We start from the raw sequence: 21,360 nt of genomic DNA on the forward strand, positions 1-21,360 counted from the left end.
ACTGAACCTGGTGGCACCCGGCTCTCGATAAAGGACATTGTCATGGACGACTATTGCACGCTGTGCGGACGGCGCGGGCATTCTGCGTCGCACTGCCCGTGGGGTTCGTATCTTCGAATCCGTCGCTGTTCTCTGGTCCTGTCGAAGGACGGCCGCCCATTTACGTTTCGAAAATTCCCCACTTGATGCGAGCCCATATGCGTTCGTGGGCAAAGTAGGCGATCGACGTATAGATATTGCTGGCGATCATGAAACCGACTGCCAGGTGAACCGTGCCAGTCAGCAGATAAAGAGTGCCGAAGTCCAGGCACATGATCACGATTCGGTACGTCGCGGCCTTGATCACAGAACGACGAGCGCTGACGGTTCGCACCATGATGTTCTCTCCTGCTTACGTGCATCGATGCCTGGTAGCGCCGATCGATGAATGCCTTCCGGTTCCGATACCGCACGGTCTCGGGGGGGGGCGGCGCCGAACATTGCGTCGCCGCTCGTGGCTGCCGCGGCAATGCCATGAATGCGCGCCGCCGGCACCAAACCGCGCGAGATGATTCCAGTCATAGTGCGCGGCAGACGGTAACGCTAGACGGCGTCCGCATTGCGCTCGTGGGGAAGCCGCGCTCGTAACCGGCGGGCTTTCTATTCGGCGGGTGGAAGCGCCTTACTGACCAGGTGGTAAATCCAGTTCAACCGCTTTTCGCGGAATCGAAAGCTGGATGCGGTACCCGCCTTGTGAAAGCGGCCCCGCTGCGAAAGTCCCGCCCAGGCGGCGCACGCGGTCACGAATGCCCGCGATTCCCGATGACGGCGGACGCCCGGCGGCCGGTTCGGCTAAGCGTGTGACGACGGCTCCATCGTTGAGAATCGTCAGCTCGCAACTCGACCGGTCGCATCGGAGGTCGATCACCACCTCCGTTGCCGACGTCGCATGCCGGGCAACATTGGTCAGACCTTCTTGCACGATCCTGAACAGCGCGGTGGAGGCGGTGTCGTTGAACGCCACCCTATGCGTGTTGCAATTCAGCGCGACCCGTAGTCCGGTATGTTGTCCGAAATCGGTGACAAGCCAGTCGAGTGCGGGGAGCAGCCCCAGGTCGTCGAGCATGGTCGGCCGCAGGCCGGCGGCAAGACGACGGACCGACGCCAGCGCGTGGTCGATGGCAGTGCTCATTGTCCGTGTTCTTTCGCGCGCATACGCCTGGGCTTCTGGCGTGCTGCCTTCATCGGCAAGCAGGCCGGTGATGATCATCTTCAGCGCCGTCAATTGCTGCCCGAGGTCGTCATGAAGCTCGCGCGCAATACGCTTCTTTTCTTCTTCGCGAGTGGCTTCGACGCGGGCTGCCAGCTCGCTCGCGTACTCAAGTTGCTTGAGCCGCTCTCGCTCGGTGAGATCCCGGGTGACTTTGGCAAAGCCGATCAGGTCGCCGTCCTCATCTCGCAGAGCCGTGATCACCACGTTGGCCCAGAATCGCGAGCCGTCTTTGCGTATGCGCCACCCTTCGTCTTCCCAGCGGCCAAGCGCTGCGGCACGCTTGAGTTCTTCGCTCGGATAGTTCTGCGCAATTGCCTCGGCTGGATAGAAAACCGAGAAGTGCTGGCCGATGATTTCGTCGGCGCGATAGCCCTTGATGCGTTCAGCACCGGCATTCCAACTGGCAATGTGACCTATCGGATCCAGTAGGAAGATTGCATAGTCCTGTATCGCGTCCACCAAGGTGCGATAACGCTCCTCCACAGGCACGTGAGCGATCGGTGCATCGCTTCCCAGTCTTCGCAATCTGCCTGCGTTGGTATCCATACCAAGCCCTCATCGCAACGGGTTCGAGCGCCCAAGGCAAACCTGTTGGAAGTCGCTTCCCGTGCATCTGCATAAGAATATGCTGCCCGGCGACAGCAATCAAAGCGGGCACAGCCACTGCGATGAGGTGCCAGAAGTGCCTGGCCAAGGATTGGCTGCCCGCACGCATCGCATGCTGTTCAGCATTCGCTTTGCAATTTGTACGCAGGCGGCCTGGAGGTTGGTAGCCGCTTCCGGCTACCGCCGCTCAAACCTGGGCCATCCCGCCATCAACAAACAGCTCGATGCCATTGATAAAGCTTGCCGCATCCGAGGCAAGAAACGCGACGGCCTTGCCCACTTCGGCCGGCTCCCCCAGGCGGCCCAGCGGCACCTGAGCGGCGAGGAAGTCGAACAGCCCCTGGCGCGTTTCATCCGATGCGAGGCCGCCAAGGCCCGGCGTACGAATCGGGCCGGGGCTCACCACATTCACGCGGATACCGCGATCCTTCAGATCCATCACCCATGAGCGGGCGAAGTTGCGCACCGCCGCCTTGCTGGCGCTGTAGACGCTGAAGTTGGCCGTGCCCTGAACGGAAACCGTGGACGACGTGAGGATGATCGATGTGCCGTCGGTCAGCAGCGGCAGTGCCTTCTGCACCGTGAACAGCACGCCGCGCACATTGGTGCCGAAAATCCGGTCGAAATGCTCTTCGGTGATGGCGCCCAGCGGCATCATGTCGCCGCCGCCGGCATTGGCGAACAGGATGTCGAGCTTGCCGGCCACCTTGGCGATCTGGGCATAGACGGCGTCGAGGTCGGACAGCACCGACGCATCGGCCCGCAATGCGGTGGCCCCGGCGCCGATCTCTGCGACGGCGGCGTCGAGTTCAGCCTGACGGCGGCCGGTAATAAACACTCGCGCGCCTTGGGCCGCGAGTTCCTTGGCGGCGCCAAGGCCGATGCCGCTGCTGCCACCCGTGACGAGGGCGATCTTGCCTTCCAGTTGCTTGCTCATGATGTGCTCCATGTCGTGATTTCAGGTTTGGATGAATGACCTTGCGCCGGGTGGTGCCTTGCTCTGCGTGGCCCCGTCGCGTTGGGCATGGAGGCACTGTAGGGCTCGGAAACTTTTCGAAAAAGCGCTGCAAACAGAATTACTATCCACAACTGTGGATAATTGGCGGCTGCACGATCAAGCACAAGGGCACTCGAATGGATCAACTATTGGCAATGCGTTCCTTTGCACGCGTGGTGGAGGCTGGCAGCTTTACGCGCGCGGCCGATTCGCTCGACATGCCCATTGCCACGGTCAGCAAGCAGGTGCAGGAACTGGAGGCCCACCTGGGTGTGCGCCTGCTGCAGCGGACGACACGGCGCGTGACGGTGACGCCGGAAGGGCAGGATTACTACGCCAAGAGCACGCGCATCCTGCGCGACCTGGAAGACATCGACGCCTCGTTCAGCCTTGCACGCGGGCGGCCGCGCGGGTCCTTGCGCATCGATGTCGGCGGCTCGACGGCGCGCGACGTGCTCATTCCTCTGCTGCCGGAATTCGTGGCGCGCTACCCCGAGATCAGGATCGACCTGGGCGTGTCAGACCGCTCGGTAGATCTGATTGCGGACAACGTCGACTGCGTCATTCGTGGTGGCCCCTTGGACAACTCGTCCCTGGTCGCACGCCACCTGGGCAACGCGCCGCTGATCACCTGCGCCACCCCGGGATACCTCAAGCAATACGGCACGCCGGCTTATCCCGATGAACTCAAGAATGGCCACCGGCTGGTGAGCTACGTGTTCAGCCAGACGGGGCGGTCGGTTCCATTCCGCTTTGAGCGCGACGGCGAAAAGACCGAGATCAAGGTCGAGCATCGCATCGGTGTGAACGAGAGCAATGCGCATCTGGCCGCCTGCCTTGCGGGCCTGGGCATCGTGCAGACCTTTGGTTATGCGGCTGAAGCGGCGATCAACGACGGCGCTCTGGTGGAGATCCTCAAGCCGTGGCGGCCGGCGCCTTACCCGTTCCATGTCGTCTATCCGCAGACACGCCACGTCACGCACCGCCTGAGAGTGTTCATTGACTGGCTGGTGGAATCTTTTCCGGCTCGGGTGGCGAGGGGGCCGACGAAGTAACCGGCAGCATGAGCACGATTGTTTCTGTGGATAAGCACGTGAAGAACTTCAGGGACAACTGTGTTGGCTCTCCGGGGTCAGGTTGTCCACAGCAGAGGGATAACTTTGGTGTCTGCCGAGAGGGTGGGGCGCACTCTGCACGAGTCATCCACGCCACGCCACACGCTGTCCGATGGGTTGTGCATTTCGCAAGCAGTTGACGCAAAAGCGTTTTCTGCAGCTATCCACAGAAACGATCCACCGTTATCTACTACTACTATTTTTATATACAGAAGAAATAAAGAAGACAGCAAAGACGGGCGAGCCCAATGCTCATGGGCGCTTGATCTGCAGTGCTTGATCAAGAAACTCGAACATACGGCGTTCTGAGTCTTCTGTGGCCTGCGGGCTGTAGTGATAGACAACCTGATGGCCACGCACGTCGGTCTTGCTGAAGTTGTTCAGGTGCTGGCAGTCCCAGCAGTGCGTGGTGTCGGGATAGACGTGCCACTGCACGGGCGCACCAGCGTCCTTGGCGGCCTGCAACCTGGAGACGCAGTCTGCGGCGGGGCCTTCAGTGTCGGCTTCACCCATCAGCACGAGCAGGGGGCGGTCGATGTCGGGGTTGAGGATGTCGAGCAGGGTGCCGTTGCGCAGCTTGAGACCTGAGCACACAGGGTAGAACGCGACGGCGGCTGCGAAGCGCGTGCCGTCCCCCAGGGCTTCTGCCCAGTGCTTGCTGCTCAGCCCGAGGCCCATCATCGCGCCCCAGGAATAGCCGGCGTGGGCAATGCGGGCCTTGTCGACGAAATCGAATCGACCGAGATACGCGGCGGCCTGCAGCGCATCGCGCACGCCACGCATGGGCGTCACGCCGCCTTGCGGGCCCATGCACACCGATTCAACACCGCGTGGGCCGAGGCTGTCGATCAGCAATGCCACATAGCCATGGCGTACCGCGCGGCGGGCCCATTCGAGCATGGCCTGGTTCTGCCGCTTGCCATGACCCAGGCCGCTGCACTGGTGCTGCAGCACGAGCGCCGGGAAGGGGCCATCGCCAGCGGGTTTGTAGAGCGCCATGGATGGCGTGGTGAGCATGCCGAGTTCGCTCACCTTGTCAGGAAAGGTCAGATCCGGCGCGCGCGAGGCGCCGGCGCGCAGCGTCTGGGTGTCGATCTGCGCGTGGGCCAGGAGCGGCAGGGCCAGCGCAATGGCAAGGGTGCAGCTATGGATGAGCGTCATGGCTGCCCCTTCGTTTGACGTGCGTTACGTGAGCGCGGCCGGCAGTGGCTGTGCACTCATCACCATATTGCGTCCGCCTGCCTTGGCGCGGTACAGCGCGGCATCGGCGGTTTCGACCAGCGTGTCGATGGAGAGGGCGCTGTTGTCCGGCGCAGACGTGGCGCAGCCGGCGCTGACGGTCACGTAGCGCGACGGCGCGGTGGCTTCGATGCGCAGACGCAGCACGGCTTCGCGCGCGCGCTCGGCAAGGGCCTGCGCTTCGGTCGCATCGGTTTCGGGCAGGACGACGACGAATTCCTCGCCGCCATAGCGTGCGATGAAATCTGACGGTCGGCGCACCACGCCCGCCAGTGCATGGGCCACGGCTGCAAGGCATGCGTCGCCCTTGAGGTGGCCGAACGCATCGTTGTAGCGCTTGAAGTGGTCGACATCGACCATCACCAGCGAAAGCGGCTGTCCGCTGCGCAGGGCGGCACTGATCAGGCTGTCGACACGTTCGTTGAAGTAGGTGCGGTTGTACAGGCCGGTCAGCGCATCATGCATGGACGCCTGCCGCAGCGAGACATGCGCCTCGAACAGCCGCCGGTATAGCGCGGTCACCTCCCACACCAGCACGCAGACCAGCACCCCAGGCGCGAACATGCTGAACAGGCGCGCGACGTACCAGCCCACGGTAAAGCGGTCTGTGCTCAGCAGGTTGAGGGTCGTGTCGGTCAGGCAGGCCAACGCGGCAATGGCCAGCCACACGTCGAGCACCGCACGCAGGCGGCCGCTGGCCACCACGGCGAGCACCGCAATCGCGTTGATGGCCCACAGGACGACCGCCACGGGGTTGTCGCCATTGCTGGCGTGCAACGGCGGCGGCAGGTTGGTCAGTACCGCAAAGCTGCACAGCAGCACACCCACCACCACCGGCCCGCCGATCAGCAGCCAAGCCCACAGGCCGATGCGCCCGTCAGCAACGGCATCGCGCGAGAGCCGATCACGCATGAGCACCGCCAGGATCACGAAGAGCGGAAAGCCACCGTGCCAGAACACCCACATCCATGCTGCACTGGTGGGGCGGGCGCCAAACAACCCCGTGGGTGAGAACACGCCCGGGAAGGTCAGCAATTGCAGCGCCACGGCCAGCGCGGTAAAGGCATAGGCACCGCTCAGCGCGCCCAGCATCGGCTGCCGCGTCACGGTGAACTGCGCGCCCAGCAAAAACGCGGCAATGCCGGCCGTGGTGAACACCGTCAAGGCGCACATCGGCATGAACGGGTTGATCGCCGGCCATTGCAGGCCTGCACGTGGTGCGGCCACGGCCAGCGTCAACAGGATCAGCAGCGCAATCGCGCCGGCAATCATCGCTTGCTGGCGTGTGGCTCGCTGAATCAGAAAACTTTCCATCCACCCCCCGGGGTTCGAGATTGTGTGTATCCGACCTGCTTGCGTGTCGGTGTGCCTACATCATAGGCAGCGGCCGGCGGCGGGAAAAGCCTAGGCAAGGATTGGTGGCATCGCTACGGCCGGCCTAAGTCGGGTGGCCTAGGCTTATCCACAGGCCCGTTCCAAGGGAATTGAAGGGAACCTTTCGTAGTGTGGGCCGGGTCTCACGCCGTTGTTGAATCACTTGGGCCGTTGGCCGACGCTGTATGGAATCACTCAATCACACGCTGTTTCTTTGGATCAACGCGCCGGCCGACGCTTCGGCCACCACCGTCTGGCTGGCGATGGCCTTTGCCGAATACGCGATCTGGCTGGTGCCACTGACGCTCGTGGCCGCTTGGCTCTGGGGCGAGCCGACCACGCGGCGCCAGGCACTGCAGGCCGGCGTGGCTGCTGCGCTGGCATTGTTGATCAACGTTGGCTTCAGCCTGCTTTGGTATCACCCGAGGCCGTTTGCGATTGACCTGGGCACCAATCTGCTGCCGCATGCGCCGGATTCGTCGTTCCCGAGCGACCACCTGACCGCGCTGTGGACCGTAGCGTTCAGCCTGATGTGGCACGCACGCCTGCGGCGCGTGGGCGTATTGCTGGCGCTATTGGGCGTGCCGATGGCGTGGGCGCGCATCTACCTGGGTGTGCACTATCCGTTCGACATGCTGGGCGCGGCTGCTGTATCACTCTTGAGCGCATGGCTGTGCAGCGGGCGCGTGGCGCATAGGCTGTCGGAGCCGCTGCACCGTTTGGGGCTGGCGTTGCATGGTGTGTTGCTGGCTCCGTGCGTGCGGCGCGGCTGGGTGCGCAAGTAAGCGTGGGTCAGGCGTGCCGGCGCCAGGCACGCCAGAAGAGCACGAAGGACAGTATCGTCGCGCCCACGTTGTAGAGCGTCGCCAGCGCAAACGCGTGGCCGTAGTGCGCGGCGTGCGTGGCGGCGTCCATCGCCACCGCCCCATTTGCCCCTTCCACCTGGCCCAGCAGCGAGAACAGCAGCACGCCCACCACCGTTACGCCCACCGCGTTGCCGACGGCCTGCATGGTCGTGACGGTGCCGGCGCCCATGCCGGCCTGGGCCGTCTCCACGCCGCTCAGGATGGTGTTGAGCGACAGCGGAATCACCATGCCTTGCCCAAAGCCGTTGAGCATCAGGGGCAGGATCAGCCAGGCGGTGCCGGCGCCCAGTTGCGCCATTCCGGCCAGCACCACCATGCCCACCGCGAAGATCGCCACGCCCAGCAGCAAGGCGCGCTGCCCGATGCGTTCAGCCAGGCGGGGCGCTGTGAGCGAGCCGGTAAAGAACGCAATGGCCGCCGGCGTGAACACCAGCCCCGCTGCCAACGCCGACAAGCCGCGCCCGAACTGCAGCAGGATCGTCAACGCCAGGAAGTACGAGCTGATGGCTGTGTAGAACAGGAAGATCGCCAGCACGCCCAGCACAAAGCTGCGGTTGCGGAACAGCGCCATCTCAATGATGGGGACGCGGCCCGCCGCCGACAGCGCTTGCTCTACGCGCACAAAATGGCGGAACACCAGCAGTGAAGCCAGCGGCACCGCCCACGACCACCACGGCCAGCCGGACTCCCGGCCTTGCATGATCGGCACCAGCAGCATCGCCAATGCCACCGCGCCTGCCACGGCGCCATGCACGTCCAGCCGCGCCGCCACCGGCGCACGCGATTCCGCCACGAAGGCGCGCGCCGCCAAGATGGCGACAATGCCGATCGGCACGTTCACCAGAAACACCGCGCGCCAGCCTGAGACTTCCGCCGCCAGCGGATGCGCAATCAGCCAGCCGCCGATGATCTGCGAGACCGACGCCGCCACGCCCTGCACCGCGCCCATGGTGCCGAACGCGCGCCGCCGTGCGTCGCCGTCAAACAGCACGCGCAGCGAAGCCATGACCTGCGGCATCAGAATGGCCGCCCCCAGGCCCTGGCCGACACGCATGGCGATCAGCATCCACGGCGTTGTCGCCAGACCGCACAGGGCGGATGCCAGCGTGAACAGCGCCATGCCCGCCAGAAACATGCGCTTGCGCCCAAACAGGTCGCCCAGGCGGGCGCCGTTGAGCAGGAACACCGCATACGCGGCGCTGTAACCGACCATCACGAGCTGGATTTCGGCAAAACTGGTGTGCAGACCGGCACGGATGTCCGGAATCGCCACATTGACGATGAACAGGTCGAGAATCGTGACGAAGTTGCCGGTCAGCAGCGCCGCCAGCGCCGGCCAGTGCCGTTTGGCTGGCGAGGCAACGCCAGCGGCAGAAAGGGATTCCGTTGACATGGGGGATCTCGGTATATTAATATACGGTCGTACGTATACTAGAGAGCGATTGGCCTACGTCAAGCGCCGATTGCGTTGTCCCCACTCATCGATAGGGCATTGCCATGAACGAAACCGACGGCCGCCGCCAGCGTGGCGAACGTGCGCGCGCCCAGGTGCTGGAGCACGCCACCGCCATTGCCTCCACCGACGGACTTGAGGGCCTGACTATCGGTCGCGTGGCCACGGATGCGGGCGTGGGCAAGGGCAACATCCAGGTGCTTTTCGGCGACAAGGAAACGCTGCAACTGGCCACGCTGGATGCGGGCGTCGTGCATTACCGCGAGATGGTGGTCGAGCCGGCGCTAGCGCTGGAAAGCCCGCTCGCCCGCCTGCGTGCGCTAACCGATGGCTGGTTCGACTACGTGGCCGGCGGGGCGTCGCCGGGCGGTTGCTTCGTCTGCGCGGCCAGCTACGAATACCGCGCGCGGCCGGGAACCATCCAGGACCGTGTGCGCGGGCATCGCGAGTCGGTGCGCGCCCGTTTTCGCGAGACGATTACGGCGGCACAGGCCGCTGGTGAATTGCGCGCCGATGTCGACGTCGATCAGCTCGTCTTCGAAATCGAATCGTTTCGCTCCAACGCCAACGTGGCGTTTCTGATGGGCGACATGGCGGTATTCGAGCGCGCGCGCCGCAGCACGCAGGCGCGCATCGATGCGGCGCTCGCCTGAGCGGACTTCCCAACACGCGACGCGCGCAAGCAACGCCCGCTCGGCGCCCCGGTCTTCCGGTGGCTCCACCTTTGGTTACACTTGTGCGCAGTCGCACAAACACACCAAACACAAGACTCGCGGGGGAACAGGCTATGAGGAGCCAAACGATTGCTGCGGCCATCGGAATCGGGGGCGCGCTGTGGCTGACGGGCTGCGCAGCGCCCTATGCGGAGCCGCCTGCCGGCGCCAACACCGCCACGGTGGATTTCGTCCGCCCGCTGACCAGCACCAATGCCACCATCCTCGCGTTTGACGACCCAAAGTATTGCGGCAACCCGCGCACCGCGCTCAAGCCGGCTGATGCGACGCGGCCGATCCGCGTGCTGGCCGGTGTGCCGACCGCGCTGGGCGCCAGCTTCATCCGCACCTCGGGCACGCTCATCTACCGCTGCGGCGTGTCGGCGACGTTCGTGCCGCAGGCGGGCAAGCAGTACAAGATGACGGCCAGCTACCCCACCAACGCCCATGTGTGTCGCGCCGGCGTGGTTGAGTCTGACGACGGCCGGTCGTGGCACGCCATCAACGCGCGCTATCGCACCTACCGCATCAACCCGTCGTGGGGCACCGGAAGCTGCCCCGGTCTGACCGACGCCGACGTCGCCTTCATGCGTGACAAGACGCGCTCCGAAGACGGCTCCACCACGCTGAGCGACCTTTCCGATCTGCTGACGCCGCAATGACCCGCCGCACCGCCTTCATGATCCGCACGTTTGTGGCCACTGCATCGGCACTGGCCGCGTTGCCGGTGGCCGCGCTGGAGCCGGCCGAAGTGTTCGCCAAGGTCGCGCCCAGCATCTGGGAGGTGCGCGTGTCCAACGCCGCCGGCCAGCCGCTGGCCATCGGCAGCGCGGTGGTGATCGGCGACGGGCTGGCCGTGACCAACTGCCACGTGCTGCGCGGCGGCAAGCAGGTCAGCCTCAAGCGCGGCAACGCCAGCTTTGGCGCACGCCTGCTGTATCCCGACGTGCAGCGCGACCTGTGCCAGCTGCGCGTTGCCGATTTCCACTATCCTGCCGTCACGATCGTGCCGAGCAGCATGCTGGTGACGGGCCAGAAGGTCTACGCAATCGGCAATCCGCTCGGGTTTGACCTGACGATCAGCGAGGGGTTGATCTCGTCGCTGCGGCATGACGAAAACGGCGAGCTCAAGGCGATCCAGACGTCGGCGGCGATCTCGCAGGGCTCCAGCGGCGGCGGCCTGTTCGACAGCAACGCGCGGCTGGTCGGCATCACGTCGCGCATGGTGTCCGCCGTCTACGGGCAGAACCTGAATTTTGCAGCGCCCGCCGAGTGGATCAACGATGTGCCCGCGCGTGCGCAAAAGGCGTTGGCTGAGCGCGCTGCCGCAGCGTCGCCGGTGGCGGCGAACACGACGCCCGTAGCGGCAACCGTGGCCGCCGCCGCGCTACAGCCGCGCAAGCCCGGTGAACTCGGGCCGAAGTCGCAAGCCGCCTTTGGCGAGTATTTGCGCAAGCCGTGGCCCAAGATCTTCGTGGCCGCCGACGGCGATCAGTTCGTCTACGAGTGGGGCCAGAACGCTGAATTCCGTGCGGTGTCGTCGTGCAACGAGCGTTATCAGAACTGCTCCATCTATGCCCGTGATGACACGGTTGTCGAGGCCAAATAAAGACCCTCGCAACGGTTGGCATCGATTCCGCCCGGGTCAGGTCAGGGCATGAAGACATTAATATGTGACCCGTTTGGCTGTGCGGTGCCCGTTCAAGCGAGCCTGCGCAGTAACTCAAAACAAGTCGACTAGGAACCCGCCAACATGAATTGGACCGCGACCCGACCGATCCGCGTGGTCGTGCTCGACGACCATGCGGTCGTCCGCCATGGTCTGGCTGCGCGCCTGAAGCAGGAGGCCGATATCGAGGTCTGCGGCCTGTTTGCGTCGGGCCGCGAAATCGTGCGGGCACTCAAGGACAACACCTTCGAGGTGGATGTCCTGCTCATGGACTATTCGCTGGGGCCCACTGAAATCGACGGGCTGAACTTGATCCGCCTGATCCGCGTGCGCTATCCGGAGTTGAAGATTCTGGTGGCCTCGGCGCATCACAACAAGGCGACGGTTGGCATGGTCATGCATGCCGGTGCGCGTGGGTTTGTCGGCAAGGAAGAGGAGCTGACGGAACTGGTGCGCGCCATTCGCACCGTGGCTACGGGCGGCAAGCGCCTGAATGCAGCGCTGGCTGCCGAGATGGAGAGCGATGCCCTTTCTACCGATGCGCCCCCGCCCACCGCGAATGGCAGCAAACTCTCTGCACTGCTCGACCGCTCCGAGCTGAGCCCGCGCGAGCGCGAAGTGCTGCGCTGCTGCCTTGACGGCATGTCGGTCACGGACATTGCCGAAAAATTTGCGCGCAGCATCAAGACCATCAGCTCGCAGAAGCAATCGGCCTATCGCAAGCTGGGTATTCGCACCGATACCGAGCTGTTCAAGATCAAGCACGAGCTTGAGGGGCAGTGAGGGCTGAGCGGCGCCCAAGCCATGCCCTGCACGCCGGCAACGCCGTCGGCTCAGATGACCGAACCGCGAACGCCTGAACAGGTCAGGCGTTATGCAGCACGCGCAGCAACAGGTTCTCCAACTGCTTGACCTCGGTCTGCGAAAACCCGCGCAGCAGGTTGTTCAGCACATCGATGATCAGCGGCCGGATTTCCGGATACAGCGCGCGGCCTTGCTCGGTGAGCGAGACCACCACCGAGCGGCGATCCGCATCACTGGGCGCGCGCTTGACGATGTTCTTCTTCTCCAGCCGATCGATCAGCCGCGTCATCGCACCCGGATCGTAGTGCAGCGCGCGAGAGAGTTCGGCCGGGGTGGTGGCCAGGTCTTCGGCCAGGTAGATGACGACCGTCCACTGCGCGGCCGTCAGGTCCAGCGATGCCAGGGCACTGTCGATGTGTGTCACCAACGCGTGTCGGACCCGATGCACGAGCCGACCGATGTTGGTATCGCGGTCCATGGTGTCAAGCTGGTAGGCGCCTTCACTGGTGCTGGTGTCGGCGGCCTCAGGTGTCTGTACGTCGATGCTCATGGTGGTGCTCCCCGTTCTGCCGGTGATCCGGCTTGTAAGGCGCGCCGCATTCCCGTAACGCTAGCGTGCTTCATTGCACACTAATCGTCGCTTGCCCAGGCCGTCAAGCCGGGATCGATACCAACGCGGATCGTCAAATCTCGTTGGATATCGCTGCAAAACGATTGCGGCTGCCAAGGGGCGGGGTGGTTCGTATCATGGTTGAAACGTGGCAGCCGACGCATGTGGCGCGGCGTGCTCGTCCTCCTCCATATTCCTTTTTTGAACGCCATGAACCTCCACCTTCAGAACAAGCTCGCGCTCGTGACCGGCTCTAGCAAGGGCATCGGCCATGCCATTGCTGTAGCACTGGCCGCCGAAGGCGCCCGCGTGATCGTCAACGGACGTACCCAAGCGTCCGTAGACGACGCAATTGCACGTCTGCGAACCGAGGTGCCCGACGCCCAGGCCGAGGGCTTTGCCGGTGACCTGTCCAATCCGGCGCAGGCTGATGCGTTGGTCGCCCGATTTCCCAAGGTCGACATCCTCATCAACAACCTCGGCATTTTCGACCCCAAACCGTTTGAGGAAATCGACGACGCCGAATGGCAGCACTTCTTCAACGTGAACGTGCTGAGCGGCGCGCGCCTGTCCCGCGCGTACCTGCCCGGCATGCGTGCCCAGAACTGGGGCCGCATCGTGTTCATCAGCAGCGAGAGCGGCGTGCAGATCCCGGTGGAGATGATCCACTACGGTGTCACGAAGACTGCGCTGCTGGGCCTCTCGCGCGGGTTGGCCGAATTGACCGCCGGCACGGCCATCACCGTGAATGCCGTGCTGCCGGGGCCGACGCGTTCCGAAGGCGTGGACGAGTTTGTCGAGAAGCTCTCCGGCGGCCAGAGCTTCGAAGCGTTCGAGAAGACCTTCTTCGAGACGGCGCGGCCGACCTCGCTCATCAAGCGCTTTGCCAGCACGCAAGAGGTGGCCAACCTGGTTGCCTATGTGGCGAGCCCGCTGTCGTCAGCCACCACGGGCGCTGCGCTGCGCGTGGATGGCGGCGTGGTGAAGTCGGCGTTCTAGAACGTCAGCCCTGACGAACGCACCATTCCGGCGCGCGGCCCCGGCTTTTACGCTGGCCGTGTCGCTGGTGCATGCCGGCGGGACAAGCCGGCAGCGCGTCTGTTCGCCTGTATCGTCGAGATCGCAGACCAGCCAGACCGAGCGTGTCCTCGCCCGTGCGCTGGCGGCATTCCTTCCACATCTTCGGAGTGATTGCCATGTCCAACTGCAAAGTCTACGGAACCAAACCTGACAACGGCCCTGGTCAACTGGCGGCTCAGGCCGCGCGCGATCGCGTCAACCAGGCGCACGCCGCCTGGGCCGTCACGCTCGCATACAACAGCGGCACGACAACCGCTGTCTACACTTCCGCAGTCGCCAGCGTCGACGACCTGGAAAAGGCGTTCGAAGCTGAATTTCCGCAGTACACGGTGGTCGGTTACTGAGCCGCTTGCCCTCCGCCACGTGTCTCCGCCGGGACATCGTGGCGGGCACGCAGTGTCCACAAACATTGCAATCGGCCCGCAGCCCGTCACAATAAAAGTCGGAACGACTTTCGAGGATCGGAATGCAGGGCAAGCGAGCTGTGGGCAGCATGGGGTTGTGGTGGCGGACGGCGTGGCTGGGTGTCGTTACGTTGGCGTTCGGCGTTGCGGCCGCTCGCGCACAGCAGCCGGCAACGCCTGCGCCTGCAGATCCGCAGATCGCCTTCTATTACGGCCGCGATGTGCCCGTTGCTGAACTGCAAGCCTTCGACTGGGTCGTGGTGGACCCGGCAACGGGTGGCAGTTTCGATCCGAAACAGCCATCGTCCACGCTCTGGTTCGCTCGCGTAGACCTGACACAGCAGACCGATGCGATGCGCTCGAGCGCCTGGCCTGCCAATGTGACCGACCAGGTCTTTGCGCCGCTGCTTGCGCAAGGCTATCAAGGCTTCCTGCTCGATGGGCTGGACACGCTCCAACGCGGCGCCCCCGATGCCGCCGATGCCGCCAATGCCATTGCGGCGCTGGTTCAGGCGTTGCATGCGCGCGCACCGCAGACGAAGCTGCTGGCCGGCGGCACGGCCTGGCTCGAAACGTTGGCGCCGCAATTGTCCGGCGTTGTGACGGCGGGTCTGGTGCGTGAGCGCACAGGCGGCGAAGGACTGCACGATGTGCCCGATGCCGACCGCGCCGCACGCATTGCTACGCTGCGCAACATCGGGGCGCAGTATCACTTGCCGGCGGTCGCGCTCGATTACTGCGCCAGCTACAACCGCACCTGTCTGCGTGAGACCGCCAATGTTGCGCGCGCCGCGGGCGTCACCAGCTACGCCACCACGCCGGGCGCCGACTTCATCGGCATTGGTCGGCTGGAAGTGATGCCGCGACGTGTCCTGTTGGTCGAACCCCAAGAGCCCGGCACCAGCCGCAACACTGCGCCATCGGTGCTCTATCTGGCCATGCCCATCAACTACCTCGGCTATCGCACCGAATTTGCCGACGCCAACAAGCCGTTGCCGACCGTCACGCCCGACCGCTATGCCGGCGTTGTCACCTGGTTCGACAGCAACGCACCGCGACCTGGCTCGTGGGCGTCGTGGCTCCGGCGCACGATGGGCGCTGGCGTGCGCGTGGCGATGTTCAACCAGTTCGGGCTGAACATGGATGCCCCTACGGCGCAGATGCTGAATCTGCAAACCGTGCCCGGCACGCCGGCGGGGCCGCTTGCCATCGTCTCGCATGATCCGATGATGGGCTTCGAGCTGCAGCCCCATCCCGATCGACGCATGGCCGTGGGCGTGCAGGTCGACTCCCGCGTGGCGGGAGCGCAATCGCTGTTGCGGCTCTCGGCCGGCAGCTACACCTACGATGCGGCGGCCATCATGCCGTGGGGCGGCTACGTGCTGCAGCCCTTTGGTGTGTTTCGCATGCCCGATGTCGACCAGGCGCGCTGGGTCATCCAGCCGCTGGATTTTCTGCGTCGCGCGCTGCAACTGCCCGCCATGCCGGTGCCTGACACCACGACGGAAAACGGTCGCCGGCTGATGACCGTGCATATCGACGGCGACGGATTCGCCTCCCGGACCGAGTTTCCGCCCGGAGAGTTCTCCGGCCAGGCCTTGCTGCGCGACATTCTGGATCGCTACAAGGTGCCGACCACCGTGTCGATCATCGAGGGCGAAGTGGCCGCCGACGGTGTGTATCCGAAGCTCACGCCGCAGCTCGAGCCGATCGCGCGTACCATCTTTGCGCAGCCTTACGTGGAGCTGGCCAGTCACACGTTCTCGCACCCGTTCAACTGGCTGCGCACTACCAACCCGCCTGATCCGACTTCTGCCGAAACGCCCGAAGGCACCGACACCGCCTTCTCGTTGAACATTCCCAATTACCGTTTCAGTTTCGACCGCGAGATCGCGGGCTCCATCCGCTACATCAACACCAAGCTGGCTCCGCCGGGCAAGCGCGTGAAGGTGCTGCTGTGGAGCGGCAATGGCCAGGTGCCGCCGATTGCCGTGCAGAAGACGGTCGAGGCCGGTGTGCTGAACATGAATGGCGGCGACACCTACATCACGCGCTCCAACCCGAGCTGGACGGCCGTGGCGCCGCTTGGCGTGGACAAGGGCGATGGCCTGTTCCAGGTCTTTGCGCCCGACCAGAACGAGAACATCTACACCAACCTCTGGCACGGCCCGTATTACGGTTTCTCGCGGGCCATCGAAACGTTCGAGCTAACCGAAAAGCCTTATCGCTTCAAGCCGATCGGCATTTACTACCACATGTATTCCGGCACCAAGCTGGCGTCGCTCACCGCCTTGCGGCAGGTGTACGACTGGGCGGTCGCGCAGCCGGTCATGCCGATCTACGCGTCGGACTACATCCGCAAGGTGCTCGACTTCCGCGCCATGGCTGTCGCGCGTGACGGCGATGCCTGGGTCGTGCGCGGCAATGGCGATCTGCGGACCGTCCGTTGGACGGGGCCCGGCGTGCCCCGCCTTGCCGATGCGCGCGATGTGGCCGGCTACGCCGCGGGCCCTGGCGGCACCTATATCCACCTGACCAGCGGATCGGCACGCTTCGCCCTGAACAACGCCGCACCAACGCAACCCTACGTGCGCGATGCCAGCGGCCGGCTGTCGAACTGGCAGCGCAGTGCGGATGGCAGCTCGCTGTCGGTCGATGTTGCCGGCTATACGCGACCGTTCATCCGCTTTGCCAATGCAGCCCGTTGCCGGGCGACCGTGGACGGCCGCGAAGTGAGTGCCTCCCATGGCGCCGACTGGCGCATCGAACTGGGTGCTGGCAACCCCGCCAAGCTCGCGCCCCAGCACGTCGAGCTGACTTGCGACAAATGACGTCCGGAAACGCAGACGCATGTCTGCTTTATCGGACATAGCCGCCTGTAAAACGTTTGCGCTCAAGCTTTTCCCGGTTGATCCGTTGTTAACCCGACTGACGACCCCCAGGAAAAAAAAGCATGAGAGCGTCTGCGCCCCTTTCTGAAGTTTCACAGCCCCCAACCAGCCTCGGTACCCGGCTGGCCGTGATTGGCCTGATCGCCCTGGTTGCGGTGTTCGGCATGTTTGCGCTGGCAAACTCGCAATCGAGTCTGCGCATGCTGGAAGCCAATACGCAATCGGCCATGCACAACCAGGAGGCCGCCATGCGCGACATGATCGGCCTGTTCGACGGCACCATGCGCACCGAGGCCGACCGCTTCCTGACCGCCTTTGCCGACGCCGCGCCAGGCCCCTACAGCATCGACCCGGCGCAGACCGTGCAAGTGGCGGGCAAGCCGACGCCCACCTTCAAGAGCGGCCCGAACGGTGAAACGGTTCTGAACCTCAACTTCACCGTGCCGGACAAATTCTTCGCGCGCACCGGCGGCACCATCGCCACCGTGTTCGCCCGCACCGGTGACGACTTCGTGCGCGTGACCACCTCGCTCAAGAAGGAAAACGGCGAACGCGCGATCGGCACGCTTCTCGATCGCGCCCACCCGAGCTACAAGGCGTTGATGGCCGGCGAGCCGTTCCGCGGCCTGGCCTGGCTGTTTGGCGTGCCGTACATGAGCAAGTACGAACCCGTGCGCGATGCGTCGGGCAAGGTGATCGGCGCGCTGTATGTGGGTGTGGACGTGCGCTCGGAACTGGCGCTGCTCAAGGACAAGATCCGCTCGCACGGCATCGGCAAGACGGGCGGCTATTTCGTCATCGACGGCAAGCCCGGCGCCGATCAGGGCAAGGTGCTGATCGACCACACGCAAGACCGCGAAGGCAAGAACCTGCTCGACGCCAAGGACGCCGCCGGCCAAGCCTGGGTACGCGAGATGATTGCGCGCAAGGACGGCACGCTGCGTCATACGCTGGCCGACACGGAAGGTGGCACCGCGCGTGAGCGCCTGACCGTCTTCACGCAGTACCCGGATTGGCAACTGGTGATTGCCGGCACGGCTTACGTAGATGAACTCGACGCCGATCTGGTGGCCGCCCGCAATCGCTTCCTGCTGCTGGGCCTGGCACTCGGTGCGCTGCTGGCCGGCGGGCTGTACTGGATGCTGCGCCGTACTGTGAGCACGCCGCTGGCCGAGGTGGTGAACGTCGCCCAGCGTGTGGCTGCGGGCGATCTCACGCACCGCCTGCCCACCAGCCGCCGCGACGAAATCGGCCAGGTGATGCGCGCTGTCAATGGCGTGGGCGACGGCCTTTCAGGCATCGTCGACAAGGTGCGCGCCAGCGCCTCCACCATCGCATCGAGCACCGGCCAGATCGCGGCCGGCAATGCGGATCTTTCTGCCCGAACCGAAGCGCAGGCCGGCAATCTGGAACGCACCGCATCGAGCATCGAACAACTGGCCGCCACCGTGCGCCAGAACGCCGAGAGCGCCCACCACGCGCATGACATGGTGCAGTCCGCCAGCGAGGCGGCCAACGCTGGTGGGCAGACGGTCGAACGGCTGGTCGGCACCATGTCTGGCATCCATGCCACGGCGCAGAAGATTGCCGACATCACCGGCATCATCGACGGCATCGCGTTCCAGACCAACATCCTGGCGCTGAACGCCGCCGTGGAAGCCGCCCGCGCAGGCGAACAGGGCCGCGGCTTTGCCGTCGTGGCCGGCGAGGTGCGCAGCCTCGCCCAACGCAGCGCAGCCGCCGCCAAGGAGATCAAGGAATTGATCAATCGCTCGGTGGAAGAAGTGCAGGCCGGCAACGAGGCCGCACGCGGCGCTGGTGATGCCATGCAGGACATCGTGACGCGCGTGGAACGCATCGCCGGTCTGATGGGCGAGATCAGCCACGCTTCGCGCGAGCAGTCGCAAGGGATCGAAGAGGTCAACCATGCGGTCACGTCGATGGACGAGGTGACCCAGCAGAACGCTGCGCTGGTCGAAGAAGCGGCCGCTGCCGCCGAAAGCCTGCGCCAACAGGCCCAGGAACTGCGCGGCGCTGTGGATGTGTTCCGGCTTGCCTGAGCCGGCAAGATGTCATGAATTGAGGACGTGGCGTTGCAATCGGTACAAGGTTTGACGGGCAATCGTGCAAACCTGTACCGCGCGGAACCTGACCCGCACAGGGGACTCGCAGCATGGAACCCGCTCAGGTACCGCCGCCCACCATGTCCCCCGCAGATCAAGCCTTTCATTCCGTCGTCGCGATTGACGACCACCCGATCGTTCTCGAATCCATCCAGGCGCTGCTCGCCGGGTCGCCGCAATTGCAGCTTGTTGCGACGGCAGCCGATGGCGCGCGCGGGCTGCAGTTGATACGTTCGGCGCGCCCGAAGCTGGCCATCGTCGACATCAATCTGCCCAGCCTGGACGGTCTTGAACTCGTGCGCCGCGTTCGAGCGCAACGCCACGATATCGGCCTGGTGGTCACGTCTGCCCAGACCACCGGCAACGAGGCGCGGCTCGCCTTCCTGGCCGGCGCCAACGCCTACGTGCCGAAATCGGAAGCAACATCCGCGTTGACAGCGGCGCTGCTGCTGGCGGCACGCGGTTACCTCTCATTTCCCGCTTCCGCGATGGGGCCGTCAGATGGCGCCGGCGTCGCCACGCTCACCCAGCGCGAAATGCGCGTGAACCAACTGCTGGCCGAAGGCCATCGCAACATCGAGATCGCAAGGCGCCTAGGGATTTCGCCCAAGACGGTGTCCACCTTCAAGCACCGCATCTCCAGGAAGATCGGGCTCCCCGGCTGACGGATCAGTGCAGTTCACCGGCAAAAAAAAGAGACCGCTGTTTAAGGCGGCCTCTTAAAGTCGATGTGAAGCTGTGAAACTGTCATTCAAGCTTCGGGCCGAATCATAATCGAAAAGCGGTGCGCTCGAATAATTTAATTTTTATCATCGATTGGATGACTTTGTGCGTCCAATGGATTACGTCTCGTAAGGCATTGGCTTATCTTCTTGTGGACCCCACTTACGGCTATCTACGTGGGATTGCAAGACGTTGATTGATATGAAGAATTTCGCTATTGGCGCTTAGGTTTCATATTTACCACAGGCCGTTTTTGAAATTGCTGAATATGAGAATTGAGCATACATAATGGCCGCCGATCGCAAATCCCCGCGATGGTGTTTTTCAAGGAAGACGATATGAAGATCAAGCTGTTTGCGGCCGCTGCTGCCGCCCTGGTTTCGGCTGGTGCCTTCGCTCAATCGAGCGTGACGATGTACGGTGTGGTCGACGCCGGCGTTGAGTGGGTGAACAAGGCGCCGGGTAACGGCGGCTCTCGTGGTGCCGTGCAGTCGGGCGGTATGTCCGGTTCGCGCTGGGGCCTGCGCGGCACGGAAGACCTGGGCGGCGGCCTGAAAGGTATCTTCAACCTGGAAAGCGGTTTCAATATTGACGACGGGAAGATGGGCCAGGGCGATCGCCTGTTCGGCCGTAACGCCTACGTCGGGCTGGAAGGCCAGTGGGGCCGACTGACCCTGGGCCGCCAGCAGAACCTGCTGTACGACTTCGCGCTGCAATACGACCCGATGGCGGTTTCGCGCTATTCGCTGGCTTCGCAGGACGCAGCCATGGCGGGGCGCGCAGACAACGCGGTGAAATACATGGGTACGTTCGGCGGCCTGACCGCTTCGGCGCTGTACTCGACGCGCAACGATGGCCAGGAGATTGCCGGCGCGAGCAAGCTGGGCCGCGAGTGGAGCGTTGGACTGAACTACGCGAACGGCCCGTTCTCCGTGGGTGCCGTGTATGACCAAATGAATGGGAATACGGACGTGCCCGCGGCCTACGGCATTGCTTCCGACCTCAAGGTACAACGCGCCACCATCGGCGGCACGTACGTTTATGGCCCGGCCAAGCTCTACGCGGGTTATCGCTGGCTCAATGCGACCCATCCGCTGGCATCCGAATCCTTACTGCGTTCGAACCTGTACTGGCTGGGCGCCGGCTACCAAGTGACGCCGGCTCTGGCGTTGACCGGTACGGCCTACTACCAGAACTTCAAGACCACCGGTGCCGGCAATCCCTGGCTGTTTGTCCTGAGCGGCGACTATGCGCTGTCCAAGCGCACCGACGCCTATCTGAACGTGGCTTACGCCAAGAACAGCAGCAACGCAGCTTTGCCGCTCGGTGTCGCTGGCCTCGGCGACGTGTTCACCAGCGCGGACGGCAGCAGCAACAACCAAATGGGTGCCATGGTCGGTATCCGCCACAAGTTCTAATCGGCATTCTGTCGGCTAGATAT

General features: G+C 64.1%; 19 protein-coding genes. 12 read left to right on the plus strand and 7 right to left on the minus strand.

Translation table 11 applies throughout. The features are described 5' to 3' along the window. Positions 1-160: 160 nt before the first annotated feature. The 3 genes from DOD19_RS16585 to DOD19_RS16595 all read right to left on the minus strand — a co-directional run bounded on the left by DOD19_RS16585 (position 161) and on the right by DOD19_RS16595 (position 2,795). Positions 161-376 carry a DUF2061 domain-containing protein gene (locus tag DOD19_RS16585; RefSeq protein WP_024977324.1) on the minus strand — a complete coding sequence of 72 codons (216 nt, stop codon included), beginning with the start codon at positions 374-376 and terminating at the stop codon, positions 161-163. 285 nt (positions 377-661) lie between these two features. Continuing rightward, positions 662-1,798 (minus strand): PAS domain S-box protein, encoded by a 1,137-nt coding sequence (locus DOD19_RS16590; protein ID WP_112186672.1) that lies wholly within the window; start codon positions 1,796-1,798, stop codon positions 662-664. Between the two features lie 247 nt (positions 1,799-2,045). Continuing rightward, positions 2,046-2,795, minus strand: a complete 750-nt coding sequence (locus tag DOD19_RS16595) for an SDR family oxidoreductase (RefSeq protein ID WP_112186800.1) — start codon at positions 2,793-2,795, stop codon at positions 2,046-2,048. 197 nt (positions 2,796-2,992) lie between these two features. On the opposite strand from DOD19_RS16595, the gene DOD19_RS16600 reads away from it, so the two are divergent. Beyond that, positions 2,993-3,910 carry a LysR family transcriptional regulator gene (locus tag DOD19_RS16600; protein WP_112186673.1) on the plus strand — a complete coding sequence of 306 codons (918 nt, stop codon included), beginning with the start codon at positions 2,993-2,995 and terminating at the stop codon, positions 3,908-3,910. A gap of 312 nt (positions 3,911-4,222) precedes the next feature. Here the strand turns inward: DOD19_RS16600 and DOD19_RS16605 are convergent, their stop codons facing one another. Next, positions 4,223-5,131, minus strand: coding sequence for a dienelactone hydrolase family protein (locus DOD19_RS16605; RefSeq protein ID WP_112186675.1), 909 nt, complete (start codon positions 5,129-5,131; stop codon positions 4,223-4,225). Between the two features lie 24 nt (positions 5,132-5,155). Next, positions 5,156-6,523 (minus strand): sensor domain-containing diguanylate cyclase, encoded by a 1,368-nt coding sequence (locus DOD19_RS16610; RefSeq protein ID WP_112186677.1) that lies wholly within the window; start codon positions 6,521-6,523, stop codon positions 5,156-5,158. 245 nt (positions 6,524-6,768) lie between these two features. On the opposite strand from DOD19_RS16610, the gene DOD19_RS16615 reads away from it, so the two are divergent. Further along, positions 6,769-7,368: an undecaprenyl-diphosphatase gene (locus tag DOD19_RS16615; protein WP_024977330.1), complete on the plus strand. Its 600-nt coding sequence runs from the start codon at positions 6,769-6,771 to the stop codon at positions 7,366-7,368. A gap of 7 nt (positions 7,369-7,375) precedes the next feature. On the opposite strand, the gene DOD19_RS16620 is transcribed toward DOD19_RS16615, so the two are convergent. Then, on the minus strand, positions 7,376-8,842 hold the full coding sequence (locus DOD19_RS16620) for an MFS transporter (protein WP_112186680.1): 1,467 nt from the start codon (positions 8,840-8,842) through the stop codon (positions 7,376-7,378). Positions 8,843-8,946: 104 nt separating this feature from the next. Here DOD19_RS16620 and DOD19_RS16625 point away from each other — a divergent pair, with 104 nt between their 5' ends. From DOD19_RS16625 to DOD19_RS16640, 4 genes are all read left to right on the plus strand, one after another. Further along, a complete protein-coding gene (locus DOD19_RS16625) occupies positions 8,947-9,555 on the plus strand; it encodes a TetR/AcrR family transcriptional regulator (protein WP_112186682.1) in 609 nt (202 codons plus the stop codon). A gap of 134 nt (positions 9,556-9,689) precedes the next feature. Continuing rightward, a complete protein-coding gene (locus DOD19_RS16630) occupies positions 9,690-10,277 on the plus strand; it encodes a hypothetical protein (protein ID WP_024977333.1) in 588 nt (195 codons plus the stop codon). A gap of 17 nt (positions 10,278-10,294) precedes the next feature. Beyond that, positions 10,295-11,224: a S1C family serine protease gene (locus tag DOD19_RS16635; protein WP_112186801.1), complete on the plus strand. Its 930-nt coding sequence runs from the start codon at positions 10,295-10,297 to the stop codon at positions 11,222-11,224. Between the two features lie 144 nt (positions 11,225-11,368). Then, on the plus strand, positions 11,369-12,067 hold the full coding sequence (locus DOD19_RS16640) for a response regulator transcription factor (protein WP_024977335.1): 699 nt from the start codon (positions 11,369-11,371) through the stop codon (positions 12,065-12,067). Between the two features lie 82 nt (positions 12,068-12,149). On the opposite strand, the gene DOD19_RS16645 is transcribed toward DOD19_RS16640, so the two are convergent. Beyond that, positions 12,150-12,638 carry a MarR family transcriptional regulator gene (locus tag DOD19_RS16645; RefSeq protein WP_024977336.1) on the minus strand — a complete coding sequence of 163 codons (489 nt, stop codon included), beginning with the start codon at positions 12,636-12,638 and terminating at the stop codon, positions 12,150-12,152. 270 nt (positions 12,639-12,908) lie between these two features. Between DOD19_RS16645 and DOD19_RS16650 the strand changes: the two genes are divergently transcribed. The 6 genes from DOD19_RS16650 to DOD19_RS16675 all read left to right on the plus strand — a co-directional run bounded on the left by DOD19_RS16650 (position 12,909) and on the right by DOD19_RS16675 (position 21,337). Next, the gene (locus tag DOD19_RS16650) at positions 12,909-13,697 is read left to right on the plus strand and encodes an SDR family oxidoreductase (protein WP_112186803.1); all 789 of its coding nucleotides are present in this window, start codon (positions 12,909-12,911) and stop codon (positions 13,695-13,697) included. Positions 13,698-13,894: 197 nt separating this feature from the next. Beyond that, entirely contained in the window at positions 13,895-14,122 is a 228-nt protein-coding gene (locus DOD19_RS16655) for a hypothetical protein (protein ID WP_024977338.1), read from the plus strand. Positions 14,123-14,244: 122 nt separating this feature from the next. After that, entirely contained in the window at positions 14,245-17,013 is a 2,769-nt protein-coding gene (locus DOD19_RS16660) for a bifunctional glycoside hydrolase 114/ polysaccharide deacetylase family protein (protein ID WP_112186684.1), read from the plus strand. 122 nt (positions 17,014-17,135) lie between these two features. After that, positions 17,136-19,133 carry a methyl-accepting chemotaxis protein gene (locus DOD19_RS16665; RefSeq protein ID WP_112186686.1) on the plus strand — a complete coding sequence of 666 codons (1,998 nt, stop codon included), beginning with the start codon at positions 17,136-17,138 and terminating at the stop codon, positions 19,131-19,133. A gap of 113 nt (positions 19,134-19,246) precedes the next feature. Further along, a complete protein-coding gene (locus tag DOD19_RS16670; RefSeq protein ID WP_235193196.1) occupies positions 19,247-19,861 on the plus strand; it encodes a response regulator transcription factor in 615 nt (204 codons plus the stop codon). 396 nt (positions 19,862-20,257) lie between these two features. Further along, complete coding sequence (locus DOD19_RS16675; protein ID WP_024977342.1) at positions 20,258-21,337, plus strand: porin; 1,080 nt, start codon at positions 20,258-20,260, stop codon at positions 21,335-21,337. The last annotated feature ends 23 nt before the right edge of the window (positions 21,338-21,360 follow it).

Source organism: Ralstonia sp. GX3-BWBA (assembly GCF_003290055.1).
GTDB lineage: Bacteria > Pseudomonadota > Gammaproteobacteria > Burkholderiales > Burkholderiaceae > Ralstonia > Ralstonia holmesii.

Bases quoted from the DNA above. Each gene is read 5' to 3' on its own strand.
- DOD19_RS16585 (WP_024977324.1), bottom strand. From the start codon at position 376: ATGGTGCGAACCGTCAGCGCTCGTCGTTCTGTGATCAAGGCCGCGACG.
- DOD19_RS16590 (WP_112186672.1), bottom strand. From the start codon at position 1,798: ATGGATACCAACGCAGGCAGATTGCGAAGACTGGGAAGCGATGCACCG.
- DOD19_RS16595 (WP_112186800.1), bottom strand. From the start codon at position 2,795: ATGAGCAAGCAACTGGAAGGCAAGATCGCCCTCGTCACGGGTGGCAGC.
- DOD19_RS16600 (WP_112186673.1), top strand. From the start codon at position 2,993: ATGGATCAACTATTGGCAATGCGTTCCTTTGCACGCGTGGTGGAGGCT.
- DOD19_RS16605 (WP_112186675.1), bottom strand. From the start codon at position 5,131: ATGACGCTCATCCATAGCTGCACCCTTGCCATTGCGCTGGCCCTGCCG.
- DOD19_RS16610 (WP_112186677.1), bottom strand. From the start codon at position 6,523: ATGGAAAGTTTTCTGATTCAGCGAGCCACACGCCAGCAAGCGATGATT.
- DOD19_RS16615 (WP_024977330.1), top strand. From the start codon at position 6,769: ATGGAATCACTCAATCACACGCTGTTTCTTTGGATCAACGCGCCGGCC.
- DOD19_RS16620 (WP_112186680.1), bottom strand. From the start codon at position 8,842: ATGTCAACGGAATCCCTTTCTGCCGCTGGCGTTGCCTCGCCAGCCAAA.
- DOD19_RS16625 (WP_112186682.1), top strand. From the start codon at position 8,947: ATGAACGAAACCGACGGCCGCCGCCAGCGTGGCGAACGTGCGCGCGCC.
- DOD19_RS16630 (WP_024977333.1), top strand. From the start codon at position 9,690: ATGAGGAGCCAAACGATTGCTGCGGCCATCGGAATCGGGGGCGCGCTG.
- DOD19_RS16635 (WP_112186801.1), top strand. From the start codon at position 10,295: ATGATCCGCACGTTTGTGGCCACTGCATCGGCACTGGCCGCGTTGCCG.
- DOD19_RS16640 (WP_024977335.1), top strand. From the start codon at position 11,369: ATGAATTGGACCGCGACCCGACCGATCCGCGTGGTCGTGCTCGACGAC.
- DOD19_RS16645 (WP_024977336.1), bottom strand. From the start codon at position 12,638: ATGAGCATCGACGTACAGACACCTGAGGCCGCCGACACCAGCACCAGT.
- DOD19_RS16650 (WP_112186803.1), top strand. From the start codon at position 12,909: ATGAACCTCCACCTTCAGAACAAGCTCGCGCTCGTGACCGGCTCTAGC.
- DOD19_RS16655 (WP_024977338.1), top strand. From the start codon at position 13,895: ATGTCCAACTGCAAAGTCTACGGAACCAAACCTGACAACGGCCCTGGT.
- DOD19_RS16660 (WP_112186684.1), top strand. From the start codon at position 14,245: ATGCAGGGCAAGCGAGCTGTGGGCAGCATGGGGTTGTGGTGGCGGACG.
- DOD19_RS16665 (WP_112186686.1), top strand. From the start codon at position 17,136: ATGAGAGCGTCTGCGCCCCTTTCTGAAGTTTCACAGCCCCCAACCAGC.
- DOD19_RS16670 (WP_235193196.1), top strand. From the start codon at position 19,247: ATGGAACCCGCTCAGGTACCGCCGCCCACCATGTCCCCCGCAGATCAA.
- DOD19_RS16675 (WP_024977342.1), top strand. From the start codon at position 20,258: ATGAAGATCAAGCTGTTTGCGGCCGCTGCTGCCGCCCTGGTTTCGGCT.